Here is a 25,942-nt window from a genome sequence, read left to right as displayed (position 1 = left end):
GTGGACTCATCAACGGAGCTGGCTGTCCTTGCTGCCGCGGCGGTTGTAGCCGCCAGCCTCCTGCTGCTCGCGATCCCGGGCCGCCTGACAGGGCACACACAACCGTACTCCCGGCACGGCTTTCCGGCGTGCCTCGGGGATGGCTTCACCGCATTCCTCGCAGTGGCTGCGGCTCTCACCCGCCGGCAGCCTGCTGCGGGCCCGCTCGACCGCATCATTGATGGTGTCGTCGATCTGATCCTGTACCGCACCGTCCTGCGCCCAGCCCGTTGCCATGTTCGCCTCCGGAGCTCATTGCTCATACATTGTCCGATAATACTCGTCTGCCATCCGATCGGAATCGAAGCGGGGCAGCACATCGCGCATGCCCTGTTTCACCAGCGCCAGCCAGCGCTCATGCTGGTCGTAATACCAGGGGCGGACCTGATGTTCGAGGATGTTCATCAACTGAGAATAGTCCACCGCATCCTGCCCGGCGGCATCCAGCGTGGGATCGGCATCGGGTATCAGCAGGCAATTGTGCCCGTCGCGGGCGAACTCGGGCACCCAGCCATCGCTGACCGACAGGTTCACCGCGCCATTCATCGCTGCGGTCATGCCGCTGGTGCCGGATGCCTCGCGCAGCCGCCGGGGGGTGTTCAACCACACATCCGCCCCCTGTTTGAGCAACCGTGACAACTGGAGTTCATAGCCGGTCAGCACCGCGCAGCGTGCGGTCTTGTAGGACAGCCGTATCAGCCGATTGAACAGCTCGATGGCGGCCTGATCGAAGGGGAAGGGCTTGCCGGCCCAGATCAGCTGCACCGGGCGCTCGCTCTGCTCGATCAGCCGGGCAAAGCGGTAGAGATCATGCAGCAGCAGATCGGCCCGCTTGTAGGCAGCGAAGCGCCTGGCCCAGACGATGGTCAGCACCTCGGGGTCGAACAGTTTGCCGGTCTGGTCCGCCACCACCTGGAACAGCTGGCGCTTGAGCTCCCGTTTGCGGCGGACCAGGGCAGCGTCATCATCCTGCGCCAGTGCCTGACGCAAAACCTCGTCCTGCCAGAACCGCGCATTCTGGGCATTGGTCACCGAGCTGATCGGGCAGATCCCCGGCTCGTCGCCCCACATGCGATTGGCGACTTCCCCGTGCAGCCGCGAGACGCCATTGGCTCGACCGGCGAGGCGCAGGGCTGCCAGGGTGTGACTGAAACGCGGACCACGCATGCCGGTCTGCTCGGCAACCTGCGCCTCGGACAGCGCGCCAAAAAAGCCCATCTGCCGCAGAAAATCCAGCTCGTGTTCGGGATTGCCGGCCTTCTCGGGAGTATGGGTGGTAAAGACGACGCGGCGACGCACCGCCTGGCTATCCTGCAGCCGCGTCATCAGATGAAATGCCAGCGGCAGGCCATGGGATTCATTCAGGTGGTAGACATCCGCGCCACCGAGTCGCTCCACCACCTGGGCGCCACCCAGCCCCAGCACGATGCTCTGGGCGATGCGGGTGGACGGCTCGGTGTCATACAGGCGGTGGGTGATGGTCTGCGCCAGGTAGTCATTCTCGGGAATGTCGGTGGTCAGCAGATAGAGGGGAGCGGTACCGAAGACCTCCGGCGGCAACAGCAGGGCCTTGACCCAGACCGGGTGACCATTGACGGTGACTGAAACGCAGATGCCGGTGTCGACCAGGAACGGGTAGTACTTCTTCTGGAACTGCACGCGCATGCTCTGATCGTCATGGCGGACCTGATCGTAATAGCCGTTCTTCCACAGCATGCCGATGCCGATCAGGTTCTGCCGCAGATCGAAGGCGCTGCGCATATGGGAGCCGGCGAGAAATCCCAACCCGCCCGAATAGATCTTCAGTGGCTGATCGATGGCGTACTCCATGGAGAAATACGCCACACGCTTGCGGTACTGCGGGTCGGGCTCCCAGGGGAGTGGCCATGGCTGTGTCATGCAGAGGGTCCCATCGCGATAGCCGGCGGGTCTTCATCGTCAGGCCCGCGCAACCCCCGGTTGCAATGCTCAGGCCATGCAGGCGCGCTCGACCTGGCCGGCAAACAGGCGCGCATCCGCCAGCGCATGATGCGGCACTTCCAGCATGTCGTCCCCGCTGACCGGGGTAGTGGCAATGGCGCGCATGCGCACATTCAATGGTAGCCCATCGGCGCCCAGCAGCCAGTCCAGCAGCGGTCGGTCCCAGTGGGGCGAGGCGGTGAGGATCTCCACCGGGGCGATGGCGGCGAGGAAGGACTGCAGACGCTGGCGCGCCTTGCTGGTGGTCAGGCCGTGGGATTGCAGGTCGAGTTTGGGCAGCACGGTGTCGCGGACGAACCCCGAACAGTCATCCACCTCCCAGTTATCGATCAGCTCCAGGTACAGCTCGCGACCGTCATTGGTCACGAGCGCCAGGCTGATCAATCGCGCATGACTGGCGAGACTGGTGAACTCCATATCCAGATATGCTCTGAGCATATTTTTGTTCTCCCTGTAGGTGTCGCTGATGCGGCGCATTCAGCGAAGCTGACCCCCGAGAGCATCAATCATCTGAAACCCAAAGGCAATAGGCCACTCGTCGGGTTTGTTCACTGGCGAGATAGTTGGCGCGGTCGCCTCTATCACTCCGCCTCCGGCTGTTCACCGAAATGCGCCACCAGCTCGTCGTAACCGCCGATACGCTGGCTGTCGAGGAAGATCTGCGGGGTGGTATCGACCCCTTGTTCCTCCTTGAACAGTTGCTCCTCGGTGGCATCGGCGAACACATGTACCCGGTACGGTATCCGGTGCTTGTCCAGCAGTGCCGTGGCCTTGGCGGCAAAGGGGCAGCCTTCTTTCTGGTAGGTATAATTCTGTGTGTCGTTCATCTCTGCTCTCCGTTGGATCCTGTACTTCTTGGAGGGCCGGGGTGGGCAAAGATTCGCTCTTTTATTGCTGCGGCGGCGCGCTCAGGCGCTGGCCTGGCGGCGCTCGAAGGCCGTCATCACCTCCGCGACGATGCGCATCACGGCCAGGTTGGCTTCTTCCATCTCGCCGAGATGCTGCACGGCAGTCTCCAGCGAGCCCTCGTTGAAACAGCGCATGGCCGCGAGCCCCTCGCTGTGTACCGCGGTATGCGGCCGTTCGATCTCCCGGAAGTGCTGGAATTGCTGGATGCTCTGGCTGCCGTCGCCGTAGTACCACCTGCCGAAGCGGCATTCGCGCTCGCTGGGCAGAGCCGGCAAGGGCGCGCCGCGCTGGCCCAGCAGGTGGTTGTAGACCACGAACTTGAGTGACAGCTCATCCAGGTTGGCCAGTTCAACCCCGGCGCGGAAGGCCGAGGTCTCGATGCCGCGTTGCATTTCCCCAGCCAGACCGTGCAACACGTCCATGCCGGCCACGGCATCTTGGGTGGTGCGGCTGAAGTCCTCGGCCAGCGCGCCCTGGGACTGGATGTACTGCTGCACCGCGCCGGTGATGTGCTGCAGCTCATCGATCCGGGCGACGATGTCGCTGGTAGCCTGGGCAGTGCGCTCAGCCAAGTGGCGGATCTCGCTGGCCACCACAGCAAAACCGCGCCCGGCGTCACCGGCGCGGGCGGCTTCGATGGCGGCGTTGAGGGCGAGCAGATTGGTCTGGCTGGCGATGCCGCCGATGAGATCGACGATGCCGTTGATCTCCGCGGAGTGTTCGGACAGCGTCTCGACCTGGTTCGAGGCGCCGATCAGCCCGCTTTCCATGGCGGTCGCCTTGTGGCGCAGCTCATCGAAGCGCTGCTGGTTGCTCAGCGCGGCGCTGGCTACCTGGGCGGCATGCTCGCGGTCGCGATTGAGCTGACCGGCCAGATATTCGAAGGAGTCGCCGAGGTGGGTGACCGAGGTGCTGAAGCGGATAAGGTTGCCGGAGACGTGGCGGTAGTAGCGCAGCTGGCGCTGATCACCCTGCTCGCGCTCGGCCAGTTGCCGTTCCAGTTGGGCGATATGGCAGGCCTGTCTGGCCACTTCGGCTTCCAGCCGTTGCTTGTCCTGTTGCAGAGCCTGTACTTCGTCGTTCTTGCTGCGCCACCACATGGTCACCTCTGCCGATCGATTCCTTTCCTGCTATATCGGCCGAGGTAACCATGACATGAGCCATAGTGGCAATTTGTCGCGGCTCGCTGGTAGCCATTATTGCTGGCTCTTGAGCTTTTCCGCCTCCAGTGCCTGGGGACTGTTTTCGCCGTCGTTGACCGCCTTGCGGAAGCCGCTGATGGCGCTACCGACGTCGTTACCCAGTCCGCGCAGGCGCTTGGTGCCGAACAGCGTGACCACGATCAGCAGAATGATCAGAAGTTGCCAGATACTGATGCCCATCATCTCGAGTTACTCCCTTACCGTGTTGGCCGGCCACGATGGCCGGCGTGGTTGTCTTGGTTGGTCACTGCAGGTCGCCCTGCATCATGTCGCCCATATCGTGCATATCGCCCTGCTGTATCATGTCGTGCATGTCACCGTGCTGCGCCGCTGCAGCCTGCTGCAGAAATTCCTGGTCGATCTCGTCGAAGTGCAGCACCGTACCGTTGTGCTCCGCGGCCAATGCCTCGGCGGCAGCCTGGTCGGCGAAGGACGCGAGGGACGCACCCATGGCGCCCTTCAGTGGCGTGCCGGATACGTACCAGGCTTTCCGGGCGTCGATCAGATGGCCGTCGTCGGGCTGATCCCACTGACTCTGGCCCATGTCATGCACATAGAGTCGGGCATCCAGAATGCGGTTCTCCGGTTGCAGCCACCAGCTCAGCATTTCCGCAGTGGAGCAGAATTTCTTCACCTCATTGCGCTCCACTGCCTGGCCTTTGGGGCCGGGGAAGTCCGCGATGATCATCCCGCACACGTGGCACTCATCGGCCTCGTGAAAGGCGACCGGGTCCAGCTTCACCGGCGCCTCCTCCTGTTCACCGCAGGCGGTGAGGGTGAGCGCGAACAGCATCAGCAGAGCGGTGCGTAGGCCAGATTTGTAACTCATGTTCATGACAGTTTTCCTATTCTGGTTTTCTGATCAGGCGGCACGGCGCCGAAATGCAATATAGGCCAATAGCAGCGCCAGGCCGGCCCATGCCAGCAGGCACAGCCAGAGCAGGGCGCCACCGATGGGCAGATCCTCGCCCAGCGACAGTACGCCGATGGCATTGGCGCCGTCGAAGCCGGACAGGTTGATCAGCCGGTAGATGTCAGTCGGGTTGAGCAGCAACAGCCAGGGCAGCAGGTCGGGATTGAACTCGCCTTCGCTGAATACCAGCAGTGCCAGCAGCGCCAGATCGAACACCAGCACAAACAGAAACCACACGCCCAGGGCCATGCCGGCGGCGCTGGATTTCTCACTGACCATGCTGCTCAGCAGATAGGCCAGCGCCAGGAAGGCCCAACCCAGCAGAGTCGAGGACAGCATGAAGCGGCCGAATGCCCAGACCAGCAGGCCGACCTCGATATCCTCGACCAGCAGGGCGATGGCCACCGCCGCGCAACCGAAACCGATCAGCACCGCCAGCGCCAGGATCAGGCCGTGGCCGACGAACTTGCCGAGCAGGATCTGGCCGCGGCCGATGGGGTAGGTCATCAGCAACATCAGGGTGCCGCCCTCGTCCTCGCCGACGATGGCGTCATAGGCCAACAGCAGGGCGATTAGCGGCATCAGAAAGGTCGCCAGGCTGGCCAGGCTGGCGATGGTCGCCGGGATCGAGGTAAAGCCCAACTGCCCCGAGGCCGCCGCGCCGAGCCAGGCGATGCCCACCGCCAGCGCCGCAAACAGCAGGCTGATCGCCAGCAACCAGCGGTTGCGCAGACCGTCGCTCAGTTCCTTGCGGGCAATATTCCAGATCTGATTCATGCCTTGCCCTCCGCGGCCTGCGCCTGCTTTGCACGGTCGGTGTAGTAACGGTACAGATCCTCCAGCGAGGGTTGGATGATCTCGATATCGCTGGGCTGGTCCTGCTCCAGCAATTGGCGCAGCAGGGCGATCTTGCCGCTGCTGCTGCCGACCAGCTCGATACTGTCGCTGCCCAGCGGCCGTGGGGTCTGGCCCTCTGCGCCCAGGCTCTGCAGTAATTGCTCCCGATGCTGCAGGCCGCTGGCGCGAATACGTGACGGCAGACCGGCTTCGCTGCGCAGGCTGGTCAGGGTGCCGCTGGCTTCCAGCTGACCACCGGCAAGGATGGCAGCGCGGTTGATGTGGGCTTCCACCCCTGGCAGCACGTGGGAGCAGAGCACCACGCTGGTGCCTTGCTGGCGCAGGGTATCGATGAGGATGTACAGATCCTGGGTGGCGATCGGGTCCAGCCCCACGGTGGGTTCATCGAGCAGCAGCAGCTGCGGGTTGCCGAGCAGTGCCTGGGCCAGTCCCAGACGCTGGCGCATCCCCTTGGAATAGGTCTTGACCCGTCGGTCGACGGCATGGGCCAGCCCGACCTGTTCCAGCAGATCATCGGCCTGCTGGCCGGCGGCGCCCTTGATGCGGGCGAAGTGATGCAGGGTCTCGCGGCCGGTCAGCTGCGGGTAGAACATCACGTTCTCCGGCAGATAACCAAGCTGGCGGCGGATGTCCGGGGTGTTCGGCGTGCCGCCCAGTACCTGCACCTGCCCCTCGGTGGGCGTAAGCAGGCCGAGGATGAGTTTCATGGTGGTGGTTTTGCCGGCGCCATTGTGCCCGAACAGGCCCAGCACTTCGCCCGGCGCCAGTTGCAGATCCAATTGGCGCAGCGCGGTCACCTTGCCGTAACGTTTGCTGACGCCGCGAATTTCAACCGCATTCATCAAGGGGATTCCTGTGTTCGTTGAGTCAGATGGGTGGTGGGCAACTGCATCAGCGGATGACTGTCCTGCACGCCCTGCATCTTGATGACCGGGAAGGCCCGCTGTACCCAGCGCAGCAACTGAATGGCCGGGCTGTTCATCAGCAGCCGCACCTGCGGGTACATCCACAGCAGGCGGTCGACGTTGTCGTTGGGCTCATAGGGGACGTCGCCCAGGCCGTCCTCGTTGCGATCCCAGCCCAGGTAATCGCTCCAGTAGTTGCCGCGGCCCTCGACCGACCATTCCTGGGTGCGGGTGGCGACGTACTTGACCTGCTGCTCGTTGTCGATAAAGGCATTGCTGCTGATCTTGTTGTTTTCCGACCCGGCGGTGAGATGGATACCCAGGTTGCTGCGTTCGAAATGGTTGCTCTCGATGGTGTTGAACAACGAGTTGTAGATGAATAGCGCCTTGCCTTCGCCGCCCTTGATCATGCTGTCGTCGCCGGTCTGGCCACGCTGGACGTTGGACACGACGTTGTTGCTGATCGTGGAATAGGTGATGAAGTTCATCAGGATGCCGTAGTTGCGGTCATCCTCGGAGCGGTTGTTCTCGACCGTCAGCATGCGGCTCTGCATCAGCGCGTAGCCAGTGCGGGTGCGGCGGGTGGTGTTGTCGATCACCCGGTTGCTTTGGGAGAACATGTAATGGATGCCGAAGCGCAGGTCCTCCATCAGGTTGCCCTGAATGAGGTTGTTGTTCGAGTTGCCCAGGTAGATGCCGTCGCGGGTATTCAACACGCGATTGTCGATAACGGTGGCCTCGTTGGTATTGATCAGGTGGATACCGTTGCCACGGTCCTGGGAGCGTAGCTTGGGATCGCCCTCGACCAGATTGCCCTCGACTCGCAGGTTGCGGGTACTGTCGGACCAGATACCGAATCCCTGGCCGTCCAGATGGTTATTGCGCAGTACCACGTCCTTGGCCGTCTGTTCGACGAAGATGGCCGCGTTCATGTCGGTCAGGTTGTGTCCCCAGTTGCGCAAATCGCAATTCTCGATGGTGACATCGCTCGCGCTGATGGTCAGGACGTTGCCCTGGCCTGCCGACTGGAGCACCGCGCCCTCCGCACAGCGCAGGGTGATGGGCTGGTCGATGACGAACGGGCCGACATGGTCGCCGGCGGGAACTACCCAGCCATTGGCGTCAGCTTGTAATGGCAGTGCGGTAATAGGCTGGGGAGCAGCATGAGCGGTGGCGCCGAGGCCGCACAACATCACGAATGCCGAGAGGCGCCAGCGTATGGCCTGATGCATGAACAATGCGGTTTCCTTGATACCGGTTGAAATTGCCCTGTTTGTACGGCGGTTGCCCGGTCCGGGTAATGCGCGAACCTCATGCCAGTTCGCGCATTGCTCCCTGTGGCAGGATGCCCGGAGCGTCGGTGAACGCACCGGGCAGCGCATCACGCCGGCTCGACCAGCATGCGACCACACATTTCCATGTGCAGGGCATGGCAGAACCAGCTGCAGTAGTACCAATACACCCCGGCCTGGTCGGCGGTGAAGGTAATCGACGAGGTCTGTTGCGGGCTGATCTCCATGCTCACACCATGGTTGACCATGACGAAGCCGTGGGATACGTCCTCGATCTGGTCAATGTTGGTGATGATCACGGTGACTTCGTCGCCCTGCTTGACGGTGAACTCGTTGATACCGAAGGACGGTGCCATCGACACCATGTACACCCGGACCTTGTTGCCGTCGCGGATGATCTTGCTGTCGCTGGTCAGGTTGATGCCATCGGCCTCGGCCATCTTCACGGTATCGGCGAAGAAGGGGTCGTTGCGGTCCCAGATCTTCTTAGTGCGGATCTGATCGCGGCGCGCCATGATGCAGTCGTGCGGTTCGGCGAAGGTGGGGCCGTCGTGCACCAGGATCATTTCCTCACCGGAGATGTCGATCAGCTGGTCGTTTTCGGGATGCAGCGGGCCGGTTGGCAGGAAGCGGTCCTTGGAGAACTTGCTCAGGACCACCAGCCACTGGCCATCGGCTTCGGAGGTTTCGGTCAGTGATGCGTGGGTATGGCCCGGCTGATAATGCACATCCAGCTTCTGCTTGATGTAATTGACGCTTTCACCATTGTAGGCCTGGATCGCTTCTTCGATATTCCACTTGACCACCTGGCTGTCGATGAACAGGGTGGTGTAGCCGTTGCCGCGGCCGTCGAAGGTCGTGTGCAGCGGCCCCAGACCCAGTTCGGGCTCACCGACAATGACCTCGCGCGGATCTTCGAACTTGTTGGCAAACAGGTCAGGCAGCTTGTCGATGGCAATGATCGAGGCGGTGGGCGACAGCTTGCCGGCGGCGATGAAGTACTTGCCGTCAGGAGAGGTATTCAGGCCGTGGGGGTTCTTCGGTACTGGAATGTAGCGAGTGACCTTGCTGTCCTGGCCATCCTTCTTGCGGCCGTCGAGCACCGGCACCTTGGAGTCGCCCAAAGTGATGAAGTTGCCGGCCTTCAGTTCAGCTTCGATGGCCTCCACGTCGAATACCACCACCCAGTCGCGCTCATTGCGCATGGTGCCGCCCAGATCCAGCGCCTTTTCCGAGTTGTAGCAGGTGGAGGCGGCGAAACGACCGGTGTAATCGGCGTCGGTATTGTCGAGGTTGCCATCGACGATGACCTGCCAGGCCACTTCCATGGTTTCCGCGTCGATCGCGTTGTACATGGTATAGCTGTTCTCGTCATCCATGGCGAAATTCTTGCCATCGTTCGGATGCGGGATGATGAACTCGGCGTTACAGAACACGTATTTGGTGTGCGGCACCTTCTGCAGGCGCAGACCGTGGATGGCCTGCACGTTGGGCACGGTGGTGATCTTGTCCGTTTTCATGATGTCCAGACGGATACGCGCCACACGGCTGTTGGCCTTGTCGTTGATGAACAGGTATTTGCCGTCGTACTTGCCATCGGTCATGGACAGGTGCGGGTGGTGGCAGTCACCATTGAGAAACTTCGCGCTGTCGCCCAATATGGCACGGCTCTCGTTGGTCAGACCCCAGCCGGTGGCGGAATCGACGTTGAATACCGGGATACGCATCAGCTCGCGCATGGAGGGCACACCGAAGACCCGCACTTCACCCTGGTGGCCGCCGGACCAGAAACCGTAATAGGTATCCAGCTCGCCGGGCCCGACATGAATTTTCGCCTGCGCCTTTTTCTGGGCGTCGCTGACCGCTTGGGCCCAGGTTTCGCGGCTCATCACCGCCCCGCCGAAGGCAGTGGCCGCTACCGCCGCCCCGGTCATCGCGCTGGCGCCGAGAAAGCCGCGCCGGCTCAGTCCTTTGGATTCCGGGTTGGCCGGAAGGTTGTTGGGGTTGTCGCTCATGTTCAGCTCCTTATTGGGCCATCTTCGTTGACCTTGCGGGTCAGGGTTCGACTACTTGCACCACCGGAATCAACTGCTCGTCCGGCGCTTTCTTTCCACGTGTCTTGCGCTTGTTCTTGAGGATCAGCGGAGGACACTTGTTCTCGTTGTGATAGGTCATCTGACAATCGAGGCAGTAATGGCACTCGTTGTGGTTGATGTGTCCATCGGGGTGAATCGCCTGGATCTCACACTCCTTGGCGCACAGCTGGCAGGGGTTGCCGCACTCCTTGCGACGCTTGAGCCAGTCGAACAGGCGCACCCGGCTGGTGACCGACAGGGCCGCGCCCAGCGGGCAGATATAGCGGCAGAACACCTTGCGGGTGAAGATGTTGATCACCAGCAGAATCACCGCGTACAGCACGAACCACCATTGGCGATCGAACTTCAGGGTGATGGCGGTCTTGAAGGGCTCCACCTCGGCGGCCTTCTCGGCCATCATCATCGATTCCAGCGAGATGCCGAACAGCACCAGCAGGATGATGTACTTGATGGCCCACAGTCGTTCATGTACGGCAAAAGGCAGCTCGTACTGGGGAATCTTCAGTTTGCGGGCGATCTCGTTGATCAGCTCCTGCAATGCACCGAAGGGGCACAGCCAGCCGCAGAACACCCCGCGACCCCAGAGCAGGATACTGGCAGCGGTGAAGGTCCAGATGATGAAGATGACCGGGTCGCTGAGGAACAGCTCCCAACGGAACTCGGTTACCAGCGCATGGACGAAGGTCAACACGTTGACGATCGACAGCTGGCCCAGGGCGTACCAGCCGATGAACACCACGGTGAAGGTCAGGTAGCCATGACGCAGCCAGCGCAGGAAGTTCGGATGCCGGGCGAAGTTGTCCTGGAAGAACAGGATCACCGTCAACAGCAGCAGGGCGGCCAGGACCACCCCGACCTGGAAGCTTTTCTGATACCAGATGTTGACCCACACCGGCCGATTGGCCTCCTCGATGGCACGCAGCTCCTCGGGCGTGGGTACCGGGCGTTCGATGTAGTGCTCGGGCGTTTCATAGGGCAGCTCGAAGCTGACGAAGATACTGTCCACCGGGCCGGTCTGGCGGCGGACCAGCAACTCCAGGGTCCAGGGCGTGCCGGGATCGAAGCCGGCATCTTCACGGAGGATGAAGATGGCCATTTCCTGGAATGGCGGGGCGCCCTCGGCCATCACGTCATACAGGCGGATATGGTCCAGGTCGCGGAAGCTGTGGATGTTGCCGAACTGACGAATCTGTACCCGGTCGAAGATGCCGCCGCGCACATAGCCCGAGCCCTTGAACGAATACTGGCCGCTGCCCAGCACCGCGAAGGCATGTTCGCCGGGCTTGAGATCGTCCATCAGGAAGCGATACTGGTTGTCGCCCAGCACGGCGCGGCCGATGGTCGGCGCGTTCAGCCAGGTGGTATACAGATCAATGAAGGTTTCCTCGCTGCGTTCCGCCGGAGCCTCGTCGACACCCTCGGCTTCAGTGCCCTGGAAGGCGCGGTTGATATCCGCGTTGCTCAACAGCAGTCGGCGGATCGAGCCGTCGCCGGTCAGCTCAGGCCAGCTGGCCTCCTGGTAGACATCCTCACGGACGGTCGCCGGCTTGCCGCGGGCGGTGAGATTGCCCTTGACCAGGCCCAGCGATGCGGCCACGTCATGCGCCGCGCGCATGACGATCTCGTTGACCACCATCACCGTCACCGTCGCGCCGGACACGGCATCGACGGTAATGGCGTTCTCATCCCTGGAGCGGCCAACCACCACCCGCTGGTCCGCCTTGACGCCGGCATACAGGGCAGTGAAATCATGCAGTTTCTGCTCGGGAATACCGATCAGCAGGATAGGTTCGTGGTGTTCCAGCACGTAGGCGTCCTGAATTACCCCGTCGGTGTCCATCAGCACCAGCATATTGATCGGCTTGCCGGAATAGGCAGGAATGTTGAGCACGTTGATGCTTTCGAAGGCGTAACCGTACACCGTGCCGACGGCATCGCTGAGCGTGCGCACCCCGTAGTCGCCTTCCGGTTCGGAAATGACGGTCGCCTGGGGGAAGAACTGTTCGATCCGTTGATCGATGAGGGATTGATCGGCGGCCAACACGGGTGCCAGTGACAGGGTCGCGAACAACAGGCCGATGGCCAGCATCCATCTGCTGAGAACCGCGGCAACTATCGACAACTTCATAGCAGTTCTTTCCATATCAAGAGTATTTTCATTCTAATAACCCCCAGTTAAAGAAGACTTGATCAGTATCAACATCCTGTCAAATACGGGGCAATTTTCTGATGAGTATCGCTATCACTTCCGGAGCCAGCGCGGCGATCGGGTCTGCCTGTGACTACCAGCCCGAGCCGCCGGACCAGCCGGTGCAGATTGCCGCGATCGATCTGCAGGGCACGGGCAGTCGCCGACAGGTTGCCGTGATTGTGGGTCAGTACGGTTTCGATGAGCTGGCGCTGATAGGCGTCTACCGCCTGGCGCAGCCCGTAATGCGGCAACTGTGCATTGGCGATCTGCGCGGCGACGCTGGCGGGAGCGACAACTGCGGCCAGATCCAGATCCGCCGCAGACAGCTGCAGCGGTAACGGCGCGCCCGCGCCCCTGGCCCGGGCTCGGAGAATGGCCCGACTGACCAGGTGCTCCAGCTCGCGCACATTGCCCGGCCAGTCATAGGCCAGCAGGGCGTCGCGAGCCGCCTGGCTCAACCCCAGCCCGGGAGCCTGGAGCCGGGTGCGGCCCTGTTCCAGAAAGTAGCCGGCCAGCAACAGCACATCGCCGTCGCGCTCACGCAGCGCGGGCACACGCAATGGATAGGCGCCGAGACGGTGGTACAGGTCGGCGCGAAAACGCCCGGCGCGCACTTCCTCTGCCAGATCCCGGTTGGTGGCGGCGATGATGCGCACGTCCACGTGCAGTTGCTGATCCGACCCCAGACGCTGCAACTGGCCGTTCTGCAGTACCCGCAGCAGCTTGGCCTGCACGCTCAGCGGCAGTTCGCCGACCTCATCGAGAAACAGTGTGCCGCCATCGGCCAGCTCGAACTTGCCACCGCGGGTGCCGGTGGCGCCGGAGAATGCGCCGCGCACATGACCGAATAGCTCACTCTCGACCAGCGACTCGGGCAGCGCGGCGCAGTTGAGGCTGATCAACGGCTTGTTGCGGCGCTCGGATCGCTGATGGACCGCCTGGGCGACCAGCTCCTTGCCCACGCCCGTTTCGCCGCTGATCAATACCGAAAGATCACTTCTGGCTACAAGATCGATTTCTTTCAGCAGATGCCGGTGGGCCTGGCTGGCACCGATCAGCTCTCGGGAAGTAGCGCAGCTGGCGACCTGGCGCCAGGTTTCCGCGAGCTTTCGCCCATCCTCGGCCTGACGCGTCAGCCTGTTCATACGCTCGCACGCCTTGACCGTGGCTGCCGCCAGGCGGGTGAATGCTTCCAGGCTGGGAAGATCGATATGGCCAAAGCGGGCTGGGTCCAGCGAATCCAGGCTGAGCAGACCCCAGGGGCGGTCATCAATGGTCAGCGGGCAACCCAGGCAGTCATGGACCTGCAGGCGCCCCGGTGTCCCTTCGACCAGACCGTCATAGGGATCTGGCAGGTCGCAGTCAGCGGCAAAGCGGATGGCACCCCGGCTGCCCAGAACCTGCGCCAGCCGCGGATGCTCGCTCACCCGGAAGCGGCGGCCCAGGGTGTCCGGACTCAGTCCCAGCACTGCCACCGGCACTAGCAGATCACCGTCCAGACGCAACAGCGCCAGCGCATCGCACGGCAGACAGGCGCGCAGCGCCAGCAGCAGGCGCCGGTAGTGTTCGGCCTGGGGCAGATCCCGACTGAGATCATCCAGCAGCGGGAGAAGGGTGGTGAGCACGGGGCTGGGAGTCATGTCCTATCCACAACGCTTGGGTTTTCATTACCTGAAACACGGTTGTGAATATGACCACCCGCGGCGGACAAGTCCTTGATTACGGTCAATTCCGGCGCTGGCACGCTTTGTGAAGGGTGAACTGGGAACATTTACATCCACACGAGGAGCAACCTATGAAATCCCTGATCACTTTTGGCTTGACCCTGGCACTGACCGCAGCGGCCAGTTTGGCAGCGGCCGACGAGATCGTCGGCGAGACCACCGACACCACTGCCGGCGGAGCTCTGGGAGTGAGCACTGGCGTCATGCTCGGTGGCGCTGCCGGTGGACCGCTGGGGGCGTTGGTGGGGGCTGGCGTCGGGCTGTTCGTCGGCAAGGGAATACAGACCGCCAGCGGTCTGGAGGAGCGAGCCTATGCCGTGCGCGATACCGCGGGCGCGGTGCGGGAGGTGCGTTCACCCGCTGCGCAATTTGCTGTCGGGCAGCGGGTCGAGCGCCGCGGTGCTCGGCTGCAGGCGGTCAACCTATCAGAGACTCCCTAAGGGCGGCCGGCTGCGGCGGCGGGCCCGGCGCTCGGTGAGCTTCAGGGTCAGCCGCGTCAACAGGCTGCCGGCATGGGGATCGCCATAATGGAACAGCGCCGTGGCGCGCCGGTGGGTGGGGCTACAGGGCTCATTGGCATGCAAGGTCCGGTAGCCCCAGAACAGGTAGAGGTTGCCAGGTTGCAGGATCAATCGGAGCGGTCGGGCCCAGCTATGGCGAATGGCAAAAACCAGCAGCGCGCGGCTCAGGCGGTTCTGCAACAGCGCCTTTTCCAGCAGGTTGAACAGGACATTGGCGCGCACCGGCCGGATATTGGGGAACATCAGCAGATCGCCGCATTGCTCGGCGTCCTGGGGAATTTCGATGGGTACCAGAGCGGTGACCAGGGTCGCATCATAATGGAACGCGTTGGATTCGCGCCGGCCGGTCTGGCCCTGCACGCAGCGCAGCACCTGACGGATGACCGGATCATGGGCGGGCCGCGTACAACTCAGCTGATGGACGGCGTCGAGCAGCGAGCGGAACTCGGTGGATTCGGCCAACAGACCCAGCAGGCTGCGTTCAACCGTGGAGCCGCCATGGTAGGCGAAATAGTTACCGTGGTGCTGTACGGCCTGCGTCGACAGCTCGCTGCGCAGGCGGGCCAGGTGCTCGGCATTGAGGTAGTCGGGGATGCAGGCGAAGCCCTGCCTGCGAATATCGGCAACCAGCCGGGCATGGGTAGCTGTATCGATGGATTTGAAGGTGGCAGTCAACCGTGGCACTCCTGCGAGGCTTCCTGGCAGTACAACGGGGAAGCGTTAAGGGGATGCCAGCAATACTCGAGAATGGCGCAATGCAAACAAGTATGGTTCTTATCTAAACAAAAACTCCTAACCTTTCACTCACGGAGCGCTTTACCACGCGGTATTCGAGCGTATAGCCGGAACCCGTCGTCCTTCGCCAAGGCGAAGGATCCATCGGCGACACCGGGGCCGGACCGCAAATTCGGGTCTCGGCCTCGGCTTCCTGCGTCGCTCTAATCCCGCCCCGTGTAGTCAAATTCGCCGAAAGTGACAACAAAGGCGGGCCGGGGACATCAGTTCTGCCCTTCGGTTTCGCGCACCCGGAACCAGGCGGCATACAGCGCGGGCAGAAACAGCAGCGTCAGCGCCGTGGCCACGGTCAGACCACCCATGATGGCCACTGCCATCGGCCCGAAAAACTCGCTGCGCGACAGCGGAATCATCGCCAGGATGGCCGCCAGCGCGGTCAATACGATGGGCCTGAAGCGGCGTACTGTGGCATCGATGACGGCATGCCAGCGGTCATGCCCGGCGGCGATATCCTGCTCGATCTGATCGACCAGGATGACCGAGTTGCGCATGATCATGCCGGACAGGGCAATGGTGCCGAGCATGGCGACGAAGCCGAAAGGTTCGCGGAAGGCCAGCAGGAACAGCGTCACACCGATCAGCCCCAGTGGTGCGGTGAGGAACACCATGACCGAGCGCGAGATACTGCGCAGTTGCAACATCAGCAGGGTCATCACCACCAGCAGAAACAGCGGTATGCCCGCGATGATCGACTTCTGCCCCCGCTGCGAGTCTTCTACGGTACCGCCCACTGCGAAGCGGTATCCGGCCGGCAATTCGGCTCGGATCGGGTCGAGGCTGGGCATGATCTGCTGTACCAGGGTGGCCGGCTGTTCGCTGCCATGGATGTCGCCCCTTACGGTCACCGTCGGCAGGCGATCGCGTCGCCAGATGACACCTTCCTCGAAGCCGTATTCCAGGGTCGCCACCTGCTCCAGCGCTACGCTGCGTCCATCGCCGGTGGGAATCGCCAGGCTGGGCAGGTGCTGTAGCGCCTCGCGTTCCTGAACGGTGCCGCGCAGGGCAATCTCGATCAGCTCGTCCCCCTCGCGGAACAGGCTCACGGTGGTACCTGTCAACTGGCTGGAGAGAAAGCCCGAGACGTCGCTGGTGCTCAGGCCCAGCGCCCGGGCGCGTTCCTGATCGATCTGCAGCAGCACCACTTTGCTGGGTGCCTCCCAGTTGAGATGGACGTTGGCCACCCCCGGATTCGCCCGCACCTTGGCAGCGACCTCTCGGGCGATGCGCCGCACTTCGTCGATGTGTTCACCGGATATGCGGAACTGGATCGGATAACCCACCGGCGGGCCGTTCTCCAGGCGAGAGACGCGCGCTCGCACTTCGGGAAACTCCTGATCCAGCAACGTCATCAGCCAGCTGCGCAACTGCTCGCGGTCTGCGATCGAGTGGGTCTTGATGACGAACTGGGTAAAGTTGGTCGCCGGCAATTGCTGATCCAGCGGCAGATAGAAGCGCGGCGAGCCGGTACCGACATAGGCCACGAAGTTGTCGATGCCGGGATGTTCGCGCAGGTGCTCTTCCAGGCGCTCGGCCTGGGCCTGGGTGGCCTTGAGCGATGCCCCCTCGGCCAGGGTGAGATCAACCATCAGTTCGGTGCGCGCCGAGGGCGGGAAGAACTGCTGCGGTACCAGGCGGAACAGCAGTATCGAGCCGATGAACAGCCCCAGGGTCACACCGATCACCAGCCAGCGGTGGACCACGCACCACTGCACCGTGCTGCGGACCCGTTGGTAGAAGCGGGTGGCGTAGGGGTCATGGCCGTCTGGGCTGCCGCCGTGTTTCTTGGCATGCAGTTTTGCCATGTCGGGCAGCAGGTTGTACCCCAGGTAGGGCACGAAGATGACCGCAGCGATCCAGGAAACCAGCAACGCGATAGTCACCACCTGGAAGATCGCCCGAGTATATTCACCGGTCCCCGAAGCAGCGGTGGCAATGGGCAGAAAGCCCGCAGCGGTGATCAGCGTGCCGGTGAGCATCGGGAACGCCGTGCTGGTCCAGGCGAAGCTGGCCGCCTTGAGGCGATCGAAACCCTGCTCCATCTTGATCACCATCATCTCCGCCGCGATGATGGCATCGTCCACCATCAGGCCCAGCGCCAGAACCAGGGCGCCCAGGGAAATCTTGTGCAGGCCGATGTTGAAGTAGTTCATCACCGTGAAGGTCATCGCCAGCACCAGCGGAATCGATAGCGCGACCACCAGGCCGGTGCGCAGACCGAGGGAGAAGAAGCTCACCAGCAACACGATGATGACCGCTTCGGCTAACACCTTGACGAACTCGCCGACGCTCTCGCGTACGGCCTCTGGCTGGTCGGATACCTTGTGCAATTGCAGGCCGACGGGCAGCGTCTGGCGCATGCGTTCGAATTCGGTTTCCAGGGTCTTGCCCAGCGCCAGGATGTCGCCACCGGGCTTCATCGAGACCGCCAGGCCCAGCGCGTCCTGCTCCATGTAGCGCATGCGTGGTGCCATGGGGTCATTGAACCCCCGGTGCACGTCGGCAATGTCATCGATCCGGAAGGTGCGGTCACCGATGCGAATGGGAAACTGGCGGATCTGCTCGACCGTCTCGAACTGTCCGGATACCCGCAGGCGCACCCGCTCATCGGCAGTCTCGAAGAAGCCCGCCTCGTGCAAGGTGTTCTGTTCTTCCAGCGCCTGCTGCACAGCGGCCAGCGGCAGGCCCAGAGTCGCCAGCTTGAGGTTGGACAGCTCGATCCAGATCTTCTCGTTCTGAACGCCGATCAGCTCCACCTTGCCCACATCCCTGACCCGCTGCAGCTGCAATTGCAGGCGTTCGGCATAATCCTTGAGCAGGGCGTAATCGAAACCGTCACCGGTCAGTGCATAGATATTGCCGAATGTCGTGCCGAACTCATCATTGAAGAAGGGGCCGACGACATCCGGTGGCAGGGTGTGGCGAATGTCGCCGATTTTCTTCCGCAGTTGATACCAGAGTTCGGGGATTTCCTTGGAGTCGAGCGTATCCAGCGCGACGAAGGTAAGGGTCGATTCGCCGGGCCGGGAATAGGACACCACCTGCTGGTAGGCACCGGTTTCCATGGCCTTCTGTTCGATCCGGTCGGAGACCTGGCGCGCCACTTCCTCGGCCGTCGCCCCTGGCCAATTGGTGCGTACCACCATGGCCTTGAAGGTGAAGGGCGGGTCCTCGCTCTGGCCCAGCTCACCGTAGGACAGGAACCCGGCCACCGACAGCACCAGCATGAAATACAGAACAATCTGGCGGTTGCGCAGTGCCCAGGCGGAAAGATTGAATGACATGTCTATTCTCCGGCGAGTGTCACGCTGCGATTCTGCCGATCCACCGGCTGCACCTGCTGGCCCTCGACCAGCATATGCACCCCGGCAGCGATGACCCAATCATCAGCCTGCAGCCCATCGAGAATGGTCGCGTGCTCCTGACCATAGTTGCCCATACGCACCGGCGTACGAACCACCGCATGGGTTTGCGGATCGACCACCCAGACAAAGCTCTCACCTTGCTCCGCGCTCACCGCAGACAGGGGGACTGCCAGCGGCACCTGATCGGACTGGCGGATAAAGACGCGGGCGCTCTGACCGACCTCGACTCGCTGCGCATCGGCGTTGAAGCTGACCCGGGCCGCAAAGGTGCGGGTCAGCGGATCGGCGGCCGGCGACAGCTCGCGGATGGTGCCGGCAAAACGGTCCTCGGGGCGGGACCACAGTTGTACGTCCACCGCCTGGCCAATGGCGATATGGCCAATGCTGCTTTCCGGCAGGCTGATCAGCGCCTCGCGCTCACCATCGGCCGCCAGCACGAAAACCTGCTGACCGGCGGCAACCACCTGCCCGACCTCGACCGCGCGCTGGGCGATAACGCCATCCTGTGGCGCCCGCAGCACACTGTAGGTGGCTTGGTTATCCGCCACATCGAACTCGGCCCGGGCCTGCTTTAGCCGCGCTGCGGCCGAGCGATAGGTATTGTCGGCATTATCATATTGCGAAGAGCTGATCATCTGGCGATCCAGCAGAGTGCGATAGCGGTCGCGCTCGGTCCTGGCCAAGTGCACATTGGCCTCGGCGGCTGCCACCTGCGCCCGCGCGGCTTCCAGCTGCAGGCGCACGTCCTCGGGATCGAGTTCGGCCAGCGGTTGATCCTTACGGACCCGATCACCCGCATCCACCATGCGCTTGGTGACCTTGCCCCCGATACGGAATGCCAGCTCCGGCTCGAAGCGCGCCCGTACTTCACCGGGATAACTCTGCACCTGCGCCTCGGCCGGTTGGGGGTGTACCACGACCGCCGGGCGGGGTGGCGTTTCGACGATTTCAGGCTCACGGCAGCCGCTCAGGGCGCTGGTGAGGACGAGAACGATAAAGCCGAGTAGGGCATGGCGGGACATGGGCGGCGACCTGTCACAGAGTTGGAATAATTGAACTGACAGGTATAGTATTAATACCAAACCCGCCAGTCCAGTATTTAAATACATGTCTGAAAAAAAATTACGCCCCAGCGGTCCCGGCCGTCCGAAAGACCCGGCCAAGCGTCAAGCCATCCTGCATGCGGCCCAGGCCTTGTTCCTGCGCAATGGGTACGAGGGCACCAGCATGGAGGCCATCGCGGGGGAAGCTGAAGTCTCCAAGCTCACCGTCTACAGCCATTTCACTGACAAGGACACCCTGTACGCCGCGGCCATCCGGAATGTCTGCGAGAGCCAGATGCCGCAGCTGTTTTTCGAACATCCCGCCGAGACGGATATCCGCATCCTGTTACAGCGTATTGGCGATGCGTTCTGCCTGCTGATCAACGGTCCTGAGTCGCTGGCGCTGCATCGCCTGCTGGTGCGGATGGCCGGGCAGGATGCCAAGCTGGCGCAACTGTTCTACGAAGCCGGGCCGCAGCGGGTATGCGAAGGCATGGTGCAGGTGCTGCAACGGGCGGTGGGCCGTGGCGAGTTGGAGATCGAAACCCCGATCAATGCGGCGCGCCATTTCTTCTGTCTGCTCAAGGGCGATCACAACTTTCGCCTGCTGATCGGCCATGAGCAATCGATGAACGCGGTGGATCGCCAGCAGCATGTCGCCGAAGTGGTGGAGATCTTTCTGCGTATCTATGGCACCCATTCCCGCTGACCGGTGAAGGGCGGCTGGTGGTGCGGGGCGCTTTGGGATATCCTCTGCGCCTTTTTCCCAGGGGGTATGACATGCTGGAAACCACTCTCACCCAGCTCGAACGACTGGTTACCGATCTGCTGGAGCAGAACCGCACGCAGAACGAGAACGTCACTCGCCTCGAACAGGAGTTGCAGCAGGTCAAGGATGAGAACGACAGTCTGCAATTGGCAGCCATGGAGCAGGAAGAGCAATTGAGCTCCACGGTGGGTCGGCTGCAGGCCATTCTGCAGCGCAGTGGCGTCAGCGCTGAGGCATGAGCAACGTGCGGGTAGTCAGTTTTCTGGGGCAGGATTATTCGTTCCGCATCAGCGAGAGCGAGGAACTGCTGTTCCAGCAGGCCACTGAGCTGCTGCAGCAGAAATTGAACGAATCCCGCGAGCAACGTGCCGGTAGCGATGCGCACCAATTGCTGGTGACCACGGCGCTGGCGCTGTGCGTTTCCCAGATCCAGCAGAACGAACAGCTGCAGCAGGCGGAGCACCGCCTGACTGCGCTGGTCGCCCAGTTTCAATCGGTGGACTGATCAGCTTCACCTTTCCCGCCTTCCCTGGTTCCCCTCTTTACCTACTAGTCGAGTCGGTACTTTCTGTCTTGCCTGATGAGTGAATATTCATTCTGTTTATGTGGGCTTGTGTGATCCGCTTCTCATATATGCTCCATGGCGAAACGGTGGGATGGAATGTCTCGTCTGCTGTCTCGGATTGACAATGGTTGCCTCGCTCCAGAGGCGACCCCTGACAATAACTACAAAAACTGAAGGTATGTAATGAACAGGAACAAGAGGTCTCTGCCGTCTGCAAGCGGCTTGCGCATGTCGGCTATAGGTATCGCATCAGTCATGCTGGCGGGGTGTTTTTCCGGCTCGGGTAGTTCCGACTCCCGCTCCGATGAGCTGAGCGAAGGGGTTTTCATTGACAGCGCGGTGAGCGGACTGAGGTTCAGTACAGAGACTCAGCAGGGCAGGACCAGTGCCGAGGGCGCCTTCGTCTACCGCCCAGGAGAAAATATCGATTTTGCCGTGGGCGGTATCCAGCTGGGTTCGGCTGCCGGCCAGAGCGTCATTACCCCGATTAACCTGCTGCCCGACGCGGACCCAGCGGATGCCGCTGTGGTGAACATGGCCCGGCTGCTGCAGAGCCTGGATGCCGATGGCAACCTGGTCAATGGCATCCAGATCTCCGATGAGATCGACCAGCAGGTGACCGAGTATGCGCAGCAGCATCGCCTGGAGAACCTTGACTTCAGCGATGACGAAGCCTTCGAGCAAGCCGTGGCCGGTCTGCTGGACGAGCTCAACCAGGCGGGCGTCTTCGATGAGAACAGCCGTGCCGGTGAGCGTTCATTGCGCGCGCGGCTGCCGGCCTGGCAACATCTGCAGGACTCGTTGGCGCAGCTGGACGGCGCCGAGCTGCAACACGACCGGCTGCCAGTGCTGTTCATCCATGGCGGCGCAGGCTCGGCGTCGCAGTTCGAGTCCCAGGCCCAGCGCCTGCGCGCCAACGGTTACCCGTTGGCGCATATCGGGGTCTATGAATACAACACCGCTACGGGTCAGGACCCGTTCGATCCGGAGCAGGCGGCGGCCCGCAACGCCAGTATCAACCGCATCATCGACCAGCTATTGCTCGCCACAGGAGCGCAGCAGGTCAATCTGATTGGCCATTCCATGGGCACCCGGGTCAGCCTGGTGTATCTCTCCGAACCGGCCAATGCTGCCAAGGTAGCCCGCTATGTCAGTGTCGACGGTGCGGCGGTTGATCATCAGCCCGGCGACGTACCGACGCTGGCGTTGTGGGGGCAATATGTCGACCGTACCGTAGTGGGCGCGCAGAATGTCTATCCTCCGGCAGACGCCCCGGTAGGTCACATCGAGGTCGCCACGTCGGCGGAGTCGTTCGAGCGCATGTACCATTTCTTCAACGGTGAGGCGCCGGCCGAAACTGCCATTCCGCAGGCTGCAGGCCAACAGGTCTGGATCGCCGGCAAGACGCATATCTTCCCCGAGAATATCGGTGCAGAAGGCACCACCCTGGAAATCTACCAGACCGACCCGCATACCGGGGTACGGCTCAGTGACGTGCCGTTGCACACACAGCGAATCGGAGTCAGCGGTGATTGGGGACCGCTGCAGGTCGACCGGGACGCCGTTCTCGAATATGCCCTGCTGCATCCTGAACCAGGCAATGATCAATATTTCTACCGTGAGGGATACCCGCAGGACAGTTTCCTGGTGCGGCTGAATACCTCCCTGCCGGGAACCGGCGTTGGCCAGTATCTGCATCGCAGCGCGGCACATACCAATATCATCATCGGCCGGGACAAGGAGCTGTGGGGTGATCAGGGTGATGATAATGATCGCCTGACCGTCAATGGGACCGATGTGGTAACCGAGCTGACGGCACCCTTGCTGAAGCGATTGAGCAGCTTGTTCCTGCATGATCGCAACAGCGATCAGCGCAGCAACCTGGCGGGGCCTGATCAGCTGTTCCACCTTTTGCCCTTCATGTCCGGGCTGGACCTGTTCCTGCCGGCGTCATCGCATGCTGGCGAGATCATTGCGATCCGCTTGCAGCCGCGCAGTGGGGGCGAGGAGCAGGTAATCAACGTGCCGAACTGGCCGTCCGACAAGGTGCGTTCGGTATCGGTCCAGTTCAGGGATTATGCGACCGGAACCGCGCAGGATTAAGCGTCGTCTGTGAGCGACAATGGGGGCGTCATGATGACGCCCCTTTTTGCGTCAATGTTGTATCGGTCTCTGCCGACTCGGCATTCTTGCGGGTGCCGCGCAGGTTCATCAGAAACAGGCCGATCTGCAGCACGATCAGCGCCCAGGCATGGGTGTGCCAGCCCCAGATGATCCACAGCACATTACTGGCGATGAAACAGACGAAGCCGGCCAGGCGTTTCAGTCGTTGGCGTGATCCCACCAGCCAGGCCGCCACCAGGGTGACGACCATGGCTGGCCATTGCAGCAGATTGATCAGGGTATCGGTATCCATGCAGACTCAGACCCGGCCGGCACTTTCGCGTTCCGTACACGATCAGGCCGCGAAAACAAAAAAGCCCGGCAGGAAACCTGCCGGGCTCGGGGTGCTGCGGTTGTTTATCGTGCCAGCTTGGCCTTCAGCTCGCGGCGGCGGCGATGCAGGACCGGCTCGGTGTAGCCGTTGGGCTGCTTGGTGCCTTCGAGGATCAGTTCCAGCGAGGCCTGGAAGGCGACACTGTCATCGAAGTTCGGCGCCATCGGGCGGTAGGCCGGGTCGCCGGCGTTCTGCCGATCGACCACTTCGGCCATGCGCTGCATGCTGTCGATCACCTGCTGCTCGGTGATGATGCGGTGGCGCAGCCAGTTGGCCAGCAGCTGGCTGGAGATGCGCAGGGTGGCGCGGTCTTCCATCAGGCCGACATCGTTGATGTCCGGCACCTTGGAGCAACCGACGCCCTGATCGATCCAGCGCACCACGTAACCGAGGATGCCCTGGACGTTGTTGTCGATCTCGTTCTGCTTCTCTTCCGCGGTCCAGTTGGTGTCCATGGCCAGCGGGATGGTGAGAATGTCATCCACCGAGGCGAAGGTGCGCTTGGCCAGTTCCTGCTGGCGCTCGAACACATTGACCTTGTGGTAGTGCAGAGCATGCAGCGTAGCGGCGGTGGGCGAGGGTACCCAGGCGGTGTTGGCGCCGGCCATGGGGTGGCCGATCTTCTGCTCCAGCATGCCGGCCATCAGGTCGGGCATGGCCCACATGCCCTTGCCGATCTGCGCGCGGCCGGACAGACCACAGTTCAGACCATGATCGACGTTCCAGTCTTCATAGGCGCCGATCCACTTCTCGGCCTTCATGGCAGCCTTGCGCACCACCGGGCCGGCTTCCATGGAGGTGTGGATCTCGTCACCGGTACGGTCGAGGAAGCCGGTGTTGATGAACACCACGCGCTCGCTGGCAGCCTTGATGCAGGCTTTCAGGTTGACGGTGGTGCGGCGTTCCTCATCCATGATGCCCATTTTCAGGGTATTGCGCGCCATGCCGAGCAGGTCTTCCACGCGGTTGAACAGCTCGTTGGCGAAGGCGACTTCTTCCGGGCCGTGCATCTTTGGCTTGACGATATACATCGAGCCGGTGCGGCTGTTGGCGCGGCTGGTGTTGCCCTTGAGGTTGTGCTGGGCGATCAGTGCGGTGAACACGCAATCAAGGATGCCTTCCGGCGCTTCGAAGCCGTCCTTGTCGATGATCGCATCGTTGGTCATCAGGTGGCCGACGTTGCGGATGAACAGCATCGAGCGGCCATGCAGGGTCAGCTCGGAACCATCTGCCTGGGTATAGATGCGGTCGGCGTTCATGGTGCGGGTAAAGGTGGAGCCCGCTTTGCTGACCTGCTCGGCCAGATCGCCCTTCATCAGACCCAGCCAGCTACCGTAGACCACGGTCTTGTCTTCGGCATCAACGGCGGCGGTGGAGTCTTCGCAGTCCATGATGGTGGTGATGGCGGCTTCCATCAGCACATCCTTCACGCCAGCCGCGTCGGTCTGGCCGATGGGGCTTTCGCGATCGACCTGGATTTCGAAATGCAGGCCGTTGTTCTTCAGCAGCACGGCATGGGGAGCGGCGGCATTGCCCTGGAAGGCAACGAACTTATCGGCTTCCTTGAGACCGGTCTGGCTGCCGTCTTTCAAGGCAACGCGCAATTGACCCTGATCAATGGTATAAGCGGTGGCGTCTACATGGGAACCTTTGGCCAGCGGTGCTGCCTCATCAAGGAACGTGCGCGCAAAGGCAATGACCTTGTCGCCACGTACTTGATTGTAGCCGGGGCCTTTTTCGGCACCGTCGGCTTCGCTGATGGCATCGGTGCCATACAGGGCATCGTACAGCGAACCCCAGCGGGCGTTGGCGGCATTGATCGCGAAACGGGCATTCATGATCGGCACCACCAACTGCGGGCCGGCCATGGTGGCGATTTCATTGTCGACGTTTTCGGTAGTGATCTTGAAATCGGCGGGTTCAGGCAACAGATAGCCGATGTCCTGGAGAAACGCCTTGTAGGCAGCGGCATCGTGGGGCTGGCCGGCACGCTCCTGGTGCCAGGCATCGAGAGTGGCCTGCAGCTCGTCACGCTTGGCCAGCAGGGCGCGGTTCTTGGGCGCCAGGTCATGGAGCAGTGCATCTACGCCGGCCCAGAACGCATCGGCCTGTACACCGGTGCCGGGAATGGCTTGTTCGTTGATGAAATCGAAAAGAACCTTGGCAACCTGGAGATCACCAACCTGGACGCGTTCAGTCATGAAAACCTCTCACTCTGCTGAGATACTGCGCGATAGCGCATAAGGACGTGGCATTTGGAAACGCAGCATGTTACATGATG

Annotated in this window: 23 protein-coding genes; 5 read left to right on the top strand and 18 right to left on the bottom strand. The window is 62.1% G+C overall.

What is annotated here, in order from left to right:
* Window positions 1–9: 9 nt before the first annotated feature.
* The 13 genes from BM267_RS05020 to norR form a co-directional block, all read right to left on the bottom strand.
* Window positions 10–276, bottom strand: a complete 267-nt coding sequence (locus BM267_RS05020; protein ID WP_074777609.1) for a DksA/TraR family C4-type zinc finger protein — start codon at window positions 274–276, stop codon at window positions 10–12.
* Window positions 277–291: 15 nt separating this feature from the next.
* Window positions 292–1,938 carry an alpha-glucan family phosphorylase gene (glgP, locus tag BM267_RS05015; RefSeq protein ID WP_074777611.1) on the bottom strand — a complete coding sequence of 549 codons (1,647 nt, stop codon included), beginning with the start codon at window positions 1,936–1,938 and terminating at the stop codon, window positions 292–294.
* A gap of 69 nt (window positions 1,939–2,007) precedes the next feature.
* A complete protein-coding gene (locus BM267_RS05010) occupies window positions 2,008–2,457 on the bottom strand; it encodes a hypothetical protein (protein ID WP_074778677.1) in 450 nt (149 codons plus the stop codon).
* 143 nt (window positions 2,458–2,600) lie between these two features.
* Window positions 2,601–2,846, bottom strand: coding sequence for a glutaredoxin family protein (locus BM267_RS05005; RefSeq protein ID WP_074777613.1), 246 nt, complete (start codon window positions 2,844–2,846; stop codon window positions 2,601–2,603).
* Window positions 2,847–2,927: 81 nt separating this feature from the next.
* Window positions 2,928–4,028 carry a methyl-accepting chemotaxis protein gene (locus BM267_RS05000; protein WP_074777615.1) on the bottom strand — a complete coding sequence of 367 codons (1,101 nt, stop codon included), beginning with the start codon at window positions 4,026–4,028 and terminating at the stop codon, window positions 2,928–2,930.
* 96 nt (window positions 4,029–4,124) lie between these two features.
* Window positions 4,125–4,313 carry a twin-arginine translocase TatA/TatE family subunit gene (gene tatA, locus BM267_RS04995; protein WP_177173370.1) on the bottom strand — a complete coding sequence of 63 codons (189 nt, stop codon included), beginning with the start codon at window positions 4,311–4,313 and terminating at the stop codon, window positions 4,125–4,127.
* Window positions 4,314–4,374: 61 nt separating this feature from the next.
* Window positions 4,375–4,965, bottom strand: coding sequence for a nitrous oxide reductase accessory protein NosL (locus BM267_RS04990; RefSeq protein WP_036989205.1), 591 nt, complete (start codon window positions 4,963–4,965; stop codon window positions 4,375–4,377).
* Between the two features lie 27 nt (window positions 4,966–4,992).
* The gene (locus BM267_RS04985; protein ID WP_036989206.1) at window positions 4,993–5,820 is read right to left on the bottom strand and encodes an ABC transporter permease; all 828 of its coding nucleotides are present in this window, start codon (window positions 5,818–5,820) and stop codon (window positions 4,993–4,995) included.
* Window positions 5,817–6,743: an ABC transporter ATP-binding protein gene (locus tag BM267_RS04980; protein ID WP_036989207.1), complete on the bottom strand. Its 927-nt coding sequence runs from the start codon at window positions 6,741–6,743 to the stop codon at window positions 5,817–5,819. Before BM267_RS04980 ends, BM267_RS04985 begins: the two co-directional genes overlap by 4 nt.
* Window positions 6,743–8,044 (bottom strand): nitrous oxide reductase family maturation protein NosD, encoded by a 1,302-nt coding sequence (locus BM267_RS04975; protein WP_407920262.1) that lies wholly within the window; start codon window positions 8,042–8,044, stop codon window positions 6,743–6,745. Before BM267_RS04975 ends, BM267_RS04980 begins: the two co-directional genes overlap by 1 nt.
* A gap of 143 nt (window positions 8,045–8,187) precedes the next feature.
* Window positions 8,188–10,113, bottom strand: coding sequence for a TAT-dependent nitrous-oxide reductase (gene nosZ, locus BM267_RS04970; protein WP_074777617.1), 1,926 nt, complete (start codon window positions 10,111–10,113; stop codon window positions 8,188–8,190).
* Window positions 10,114–10,153: 40 nt separating this feature from the next.
* Window positions 10,154–12,322: a transcriptional regulator NosR gene (nosR, locus tag BM267_RS04965; RefSeq protein WP_083392356.1), complete on the bottom strand. Its 2,169-nt coding sequence runs from the start codon at window positions 12,320–12,322 to the stop codon at window positions 10,154–10,156.
* Between the two features lie 68 nt (window positions 12,323–12,390).
* Window positions 12,391–14,025, bottom strand: a complete 1,635-nt coding sequence (norR, locus tag BM267_RS04960; RefSeq protein ID WP_063607982.1) for a nitric oxide reductase transcriptional regulator NorR — start codon at window positions 14,023–14,025, stop codon at window positions 12,391–12,393.
* A 155-nt stretch (window positions 14,026–14,180) separates the two neighbouring features.
* On the opposite strand from norR, the gene BM267_RS04955 reads away from it, so the two are divergent.
* Complete coding sequence (locus BM267_RS04955; RefSeq protein ID WP_036989211.1) at window positions 14,181–14,549, top strand: hypothetical protein; 369 nt, start codon at window positions 14,181–14,183, stop codon at window positions 14,547–14,549.
* On the opposite strand, the gene BM267_RS04950 is transcribed toward BM267_RS04955, so the two are convergent.
* The 3 genes from BM267_RS04950 to BM267_RS04940 all read right to left on the bottom strand — a co-directional run bounded on the left by BM267_RS04950 (window position 14,535) and on the right by BM267_RS04940 (window position 19,809).
* The gene (locus tag BM267_RS04950) at window positions 14,535–15,305 is read right to left on the bottom strand and encodes a phytanoyl-CoA dioxygenase family protein (protein WP_051610772.1); all 771 of its coding nucleotides are present in this window, start codon (window positions 15,303–15,305) and stop codon (window positions 14,535–14,537) included. The genes BM267_RS04955 and BM267_RS04950 overlap by 15 nt on opposite strands.
* Before the next feature lie 323 nt (window positions 15,306–15,628).
* Entirely contained in the window at window positions 15,629–18,706 is a 3,078-nt protein-coding gene (locus tag BM267_RS04945; protein ID WP_036989212.1) for an efflux RND transporter permease subunit, read from the bottom strand.
* Window positions 18,707–18,708: 2 nt separating this feature from the next.
* Window positions 18,709–19,809 carry an efflux RND transporter periplasmic adaptor subunit gene (locus tag BM267_RS04940; RefSeq protein WP_036989214.1) on the bottom strand — a complete coding sequence of 367 codons (1,101 nt, stop codon included), beginning with the start codon at window positions 19,807–19,809 and terminating at the stop codon, window positions 18,709–18,711.
* A gap of 85 nt (window positions 19,810–19,894) precedes the next feature.
* Between BM267_RS04940 and BM267_RS04935 the strand changes: the two genes are divergently transcribed.
* From BM267_RS04935 to BM267_RS04920, 4 genes are all read left to right on the top strand, one after another.
* Window positions 19,895–20,539 carry a TetR/AcrR family transcriptional regulator gene (locus tag BM267_RS04935; protein ID WP_036989215.1) on the top strand — a complete coding sequence of 215 codons (645 nt, stop codon included), beginning with the start codon at window positions 19,895–19,897 and terminating at the stop codon, window positions 20,537–20,539.
* A 71-nt stretch (window positions 20,540–20,610) separates the two neighbouring features.
* A complete protein-coding gene (locus tag BM267_RS04930) occupies window positions 20,611–20,838 on the top strand; it encodes a hypothetical protein (protein WP_036989216.1) in 228 nt (75 codons plus the stop codon).
* Complete coding sequence (gene zapA, locus BM267_RS04925; RefSeq protein WP_036989217.1) at window positions 20,835–21,104, top strand: cell division protein ZapA; 270 nt, start codon at window positions 20,835–20,837, stop codon at window positions 21,102–21,104. Before BM267_RS04930 ends, zapA begins: the two co-directional genes overlap by 4 nt.
* A gap of 288 nt (window positions 21,105–21,392) precedes the next feature.
* Window positions 21,393–23,267 (top strand): alpha/beta fold hydrolase, encoded by a 1,875-nt coding sequence (locus BM267_RS04920; protein WP_074777623.1) that lies wholly within the window; start codon window positions 21,393–21,395, stop codon window positions 23,265–23,267.
* A 28-nt stretch (window positions 23,268–23,295) separates the two neighbouring features.
* Here BM267_RS04920 and BM267_RS04915 read toward each other — a convergent pair whose 3' ends face one another.
* Together BM267_RS04915 and BM267_RS04910 are read right to left on the bottom strand one after the other, a co-directional pair.
* Window positions 23,296–23,580 (bottom strand): hypothetical protein, encoded by a 285-nt coding sequence (locus BM267_RS04915; protein ID WP_036989218.1) that lies wholly within the window; start codon window positions 23,578–23,580, stop codon window positions 23,296–23,298.
* Between the two features lie 104 nt (window positions 23,581–23,684).
* On the bottom strand, window positions 23,685–25,862 hold the full coding sequence (locus BM267_RS04910) for a malate synthase G (protein WP_074777625.1): 2,178 nt from the start codon (window positions 25,860–25,862) through the stop codon (window positions 23,685–23,687).
* Window positions 25,863–25,942: the final 80 nt, after the last annotated feature.

The sequence above is a fragment of the Halopseudomonas bauzanensis genome (assembly GCF_900114735.1).
GTDB classification, from domain to species: Bacteria; Pseudomonadota; Gammaproteobacteria; order Pseudomonadales; family Pseudomonadaceae; genus Halopseudomonas; species Halopseudomonas bauzanensis.
This window is presented reverse-complemented; position numbering and strand designations above follow the sequence as displayed.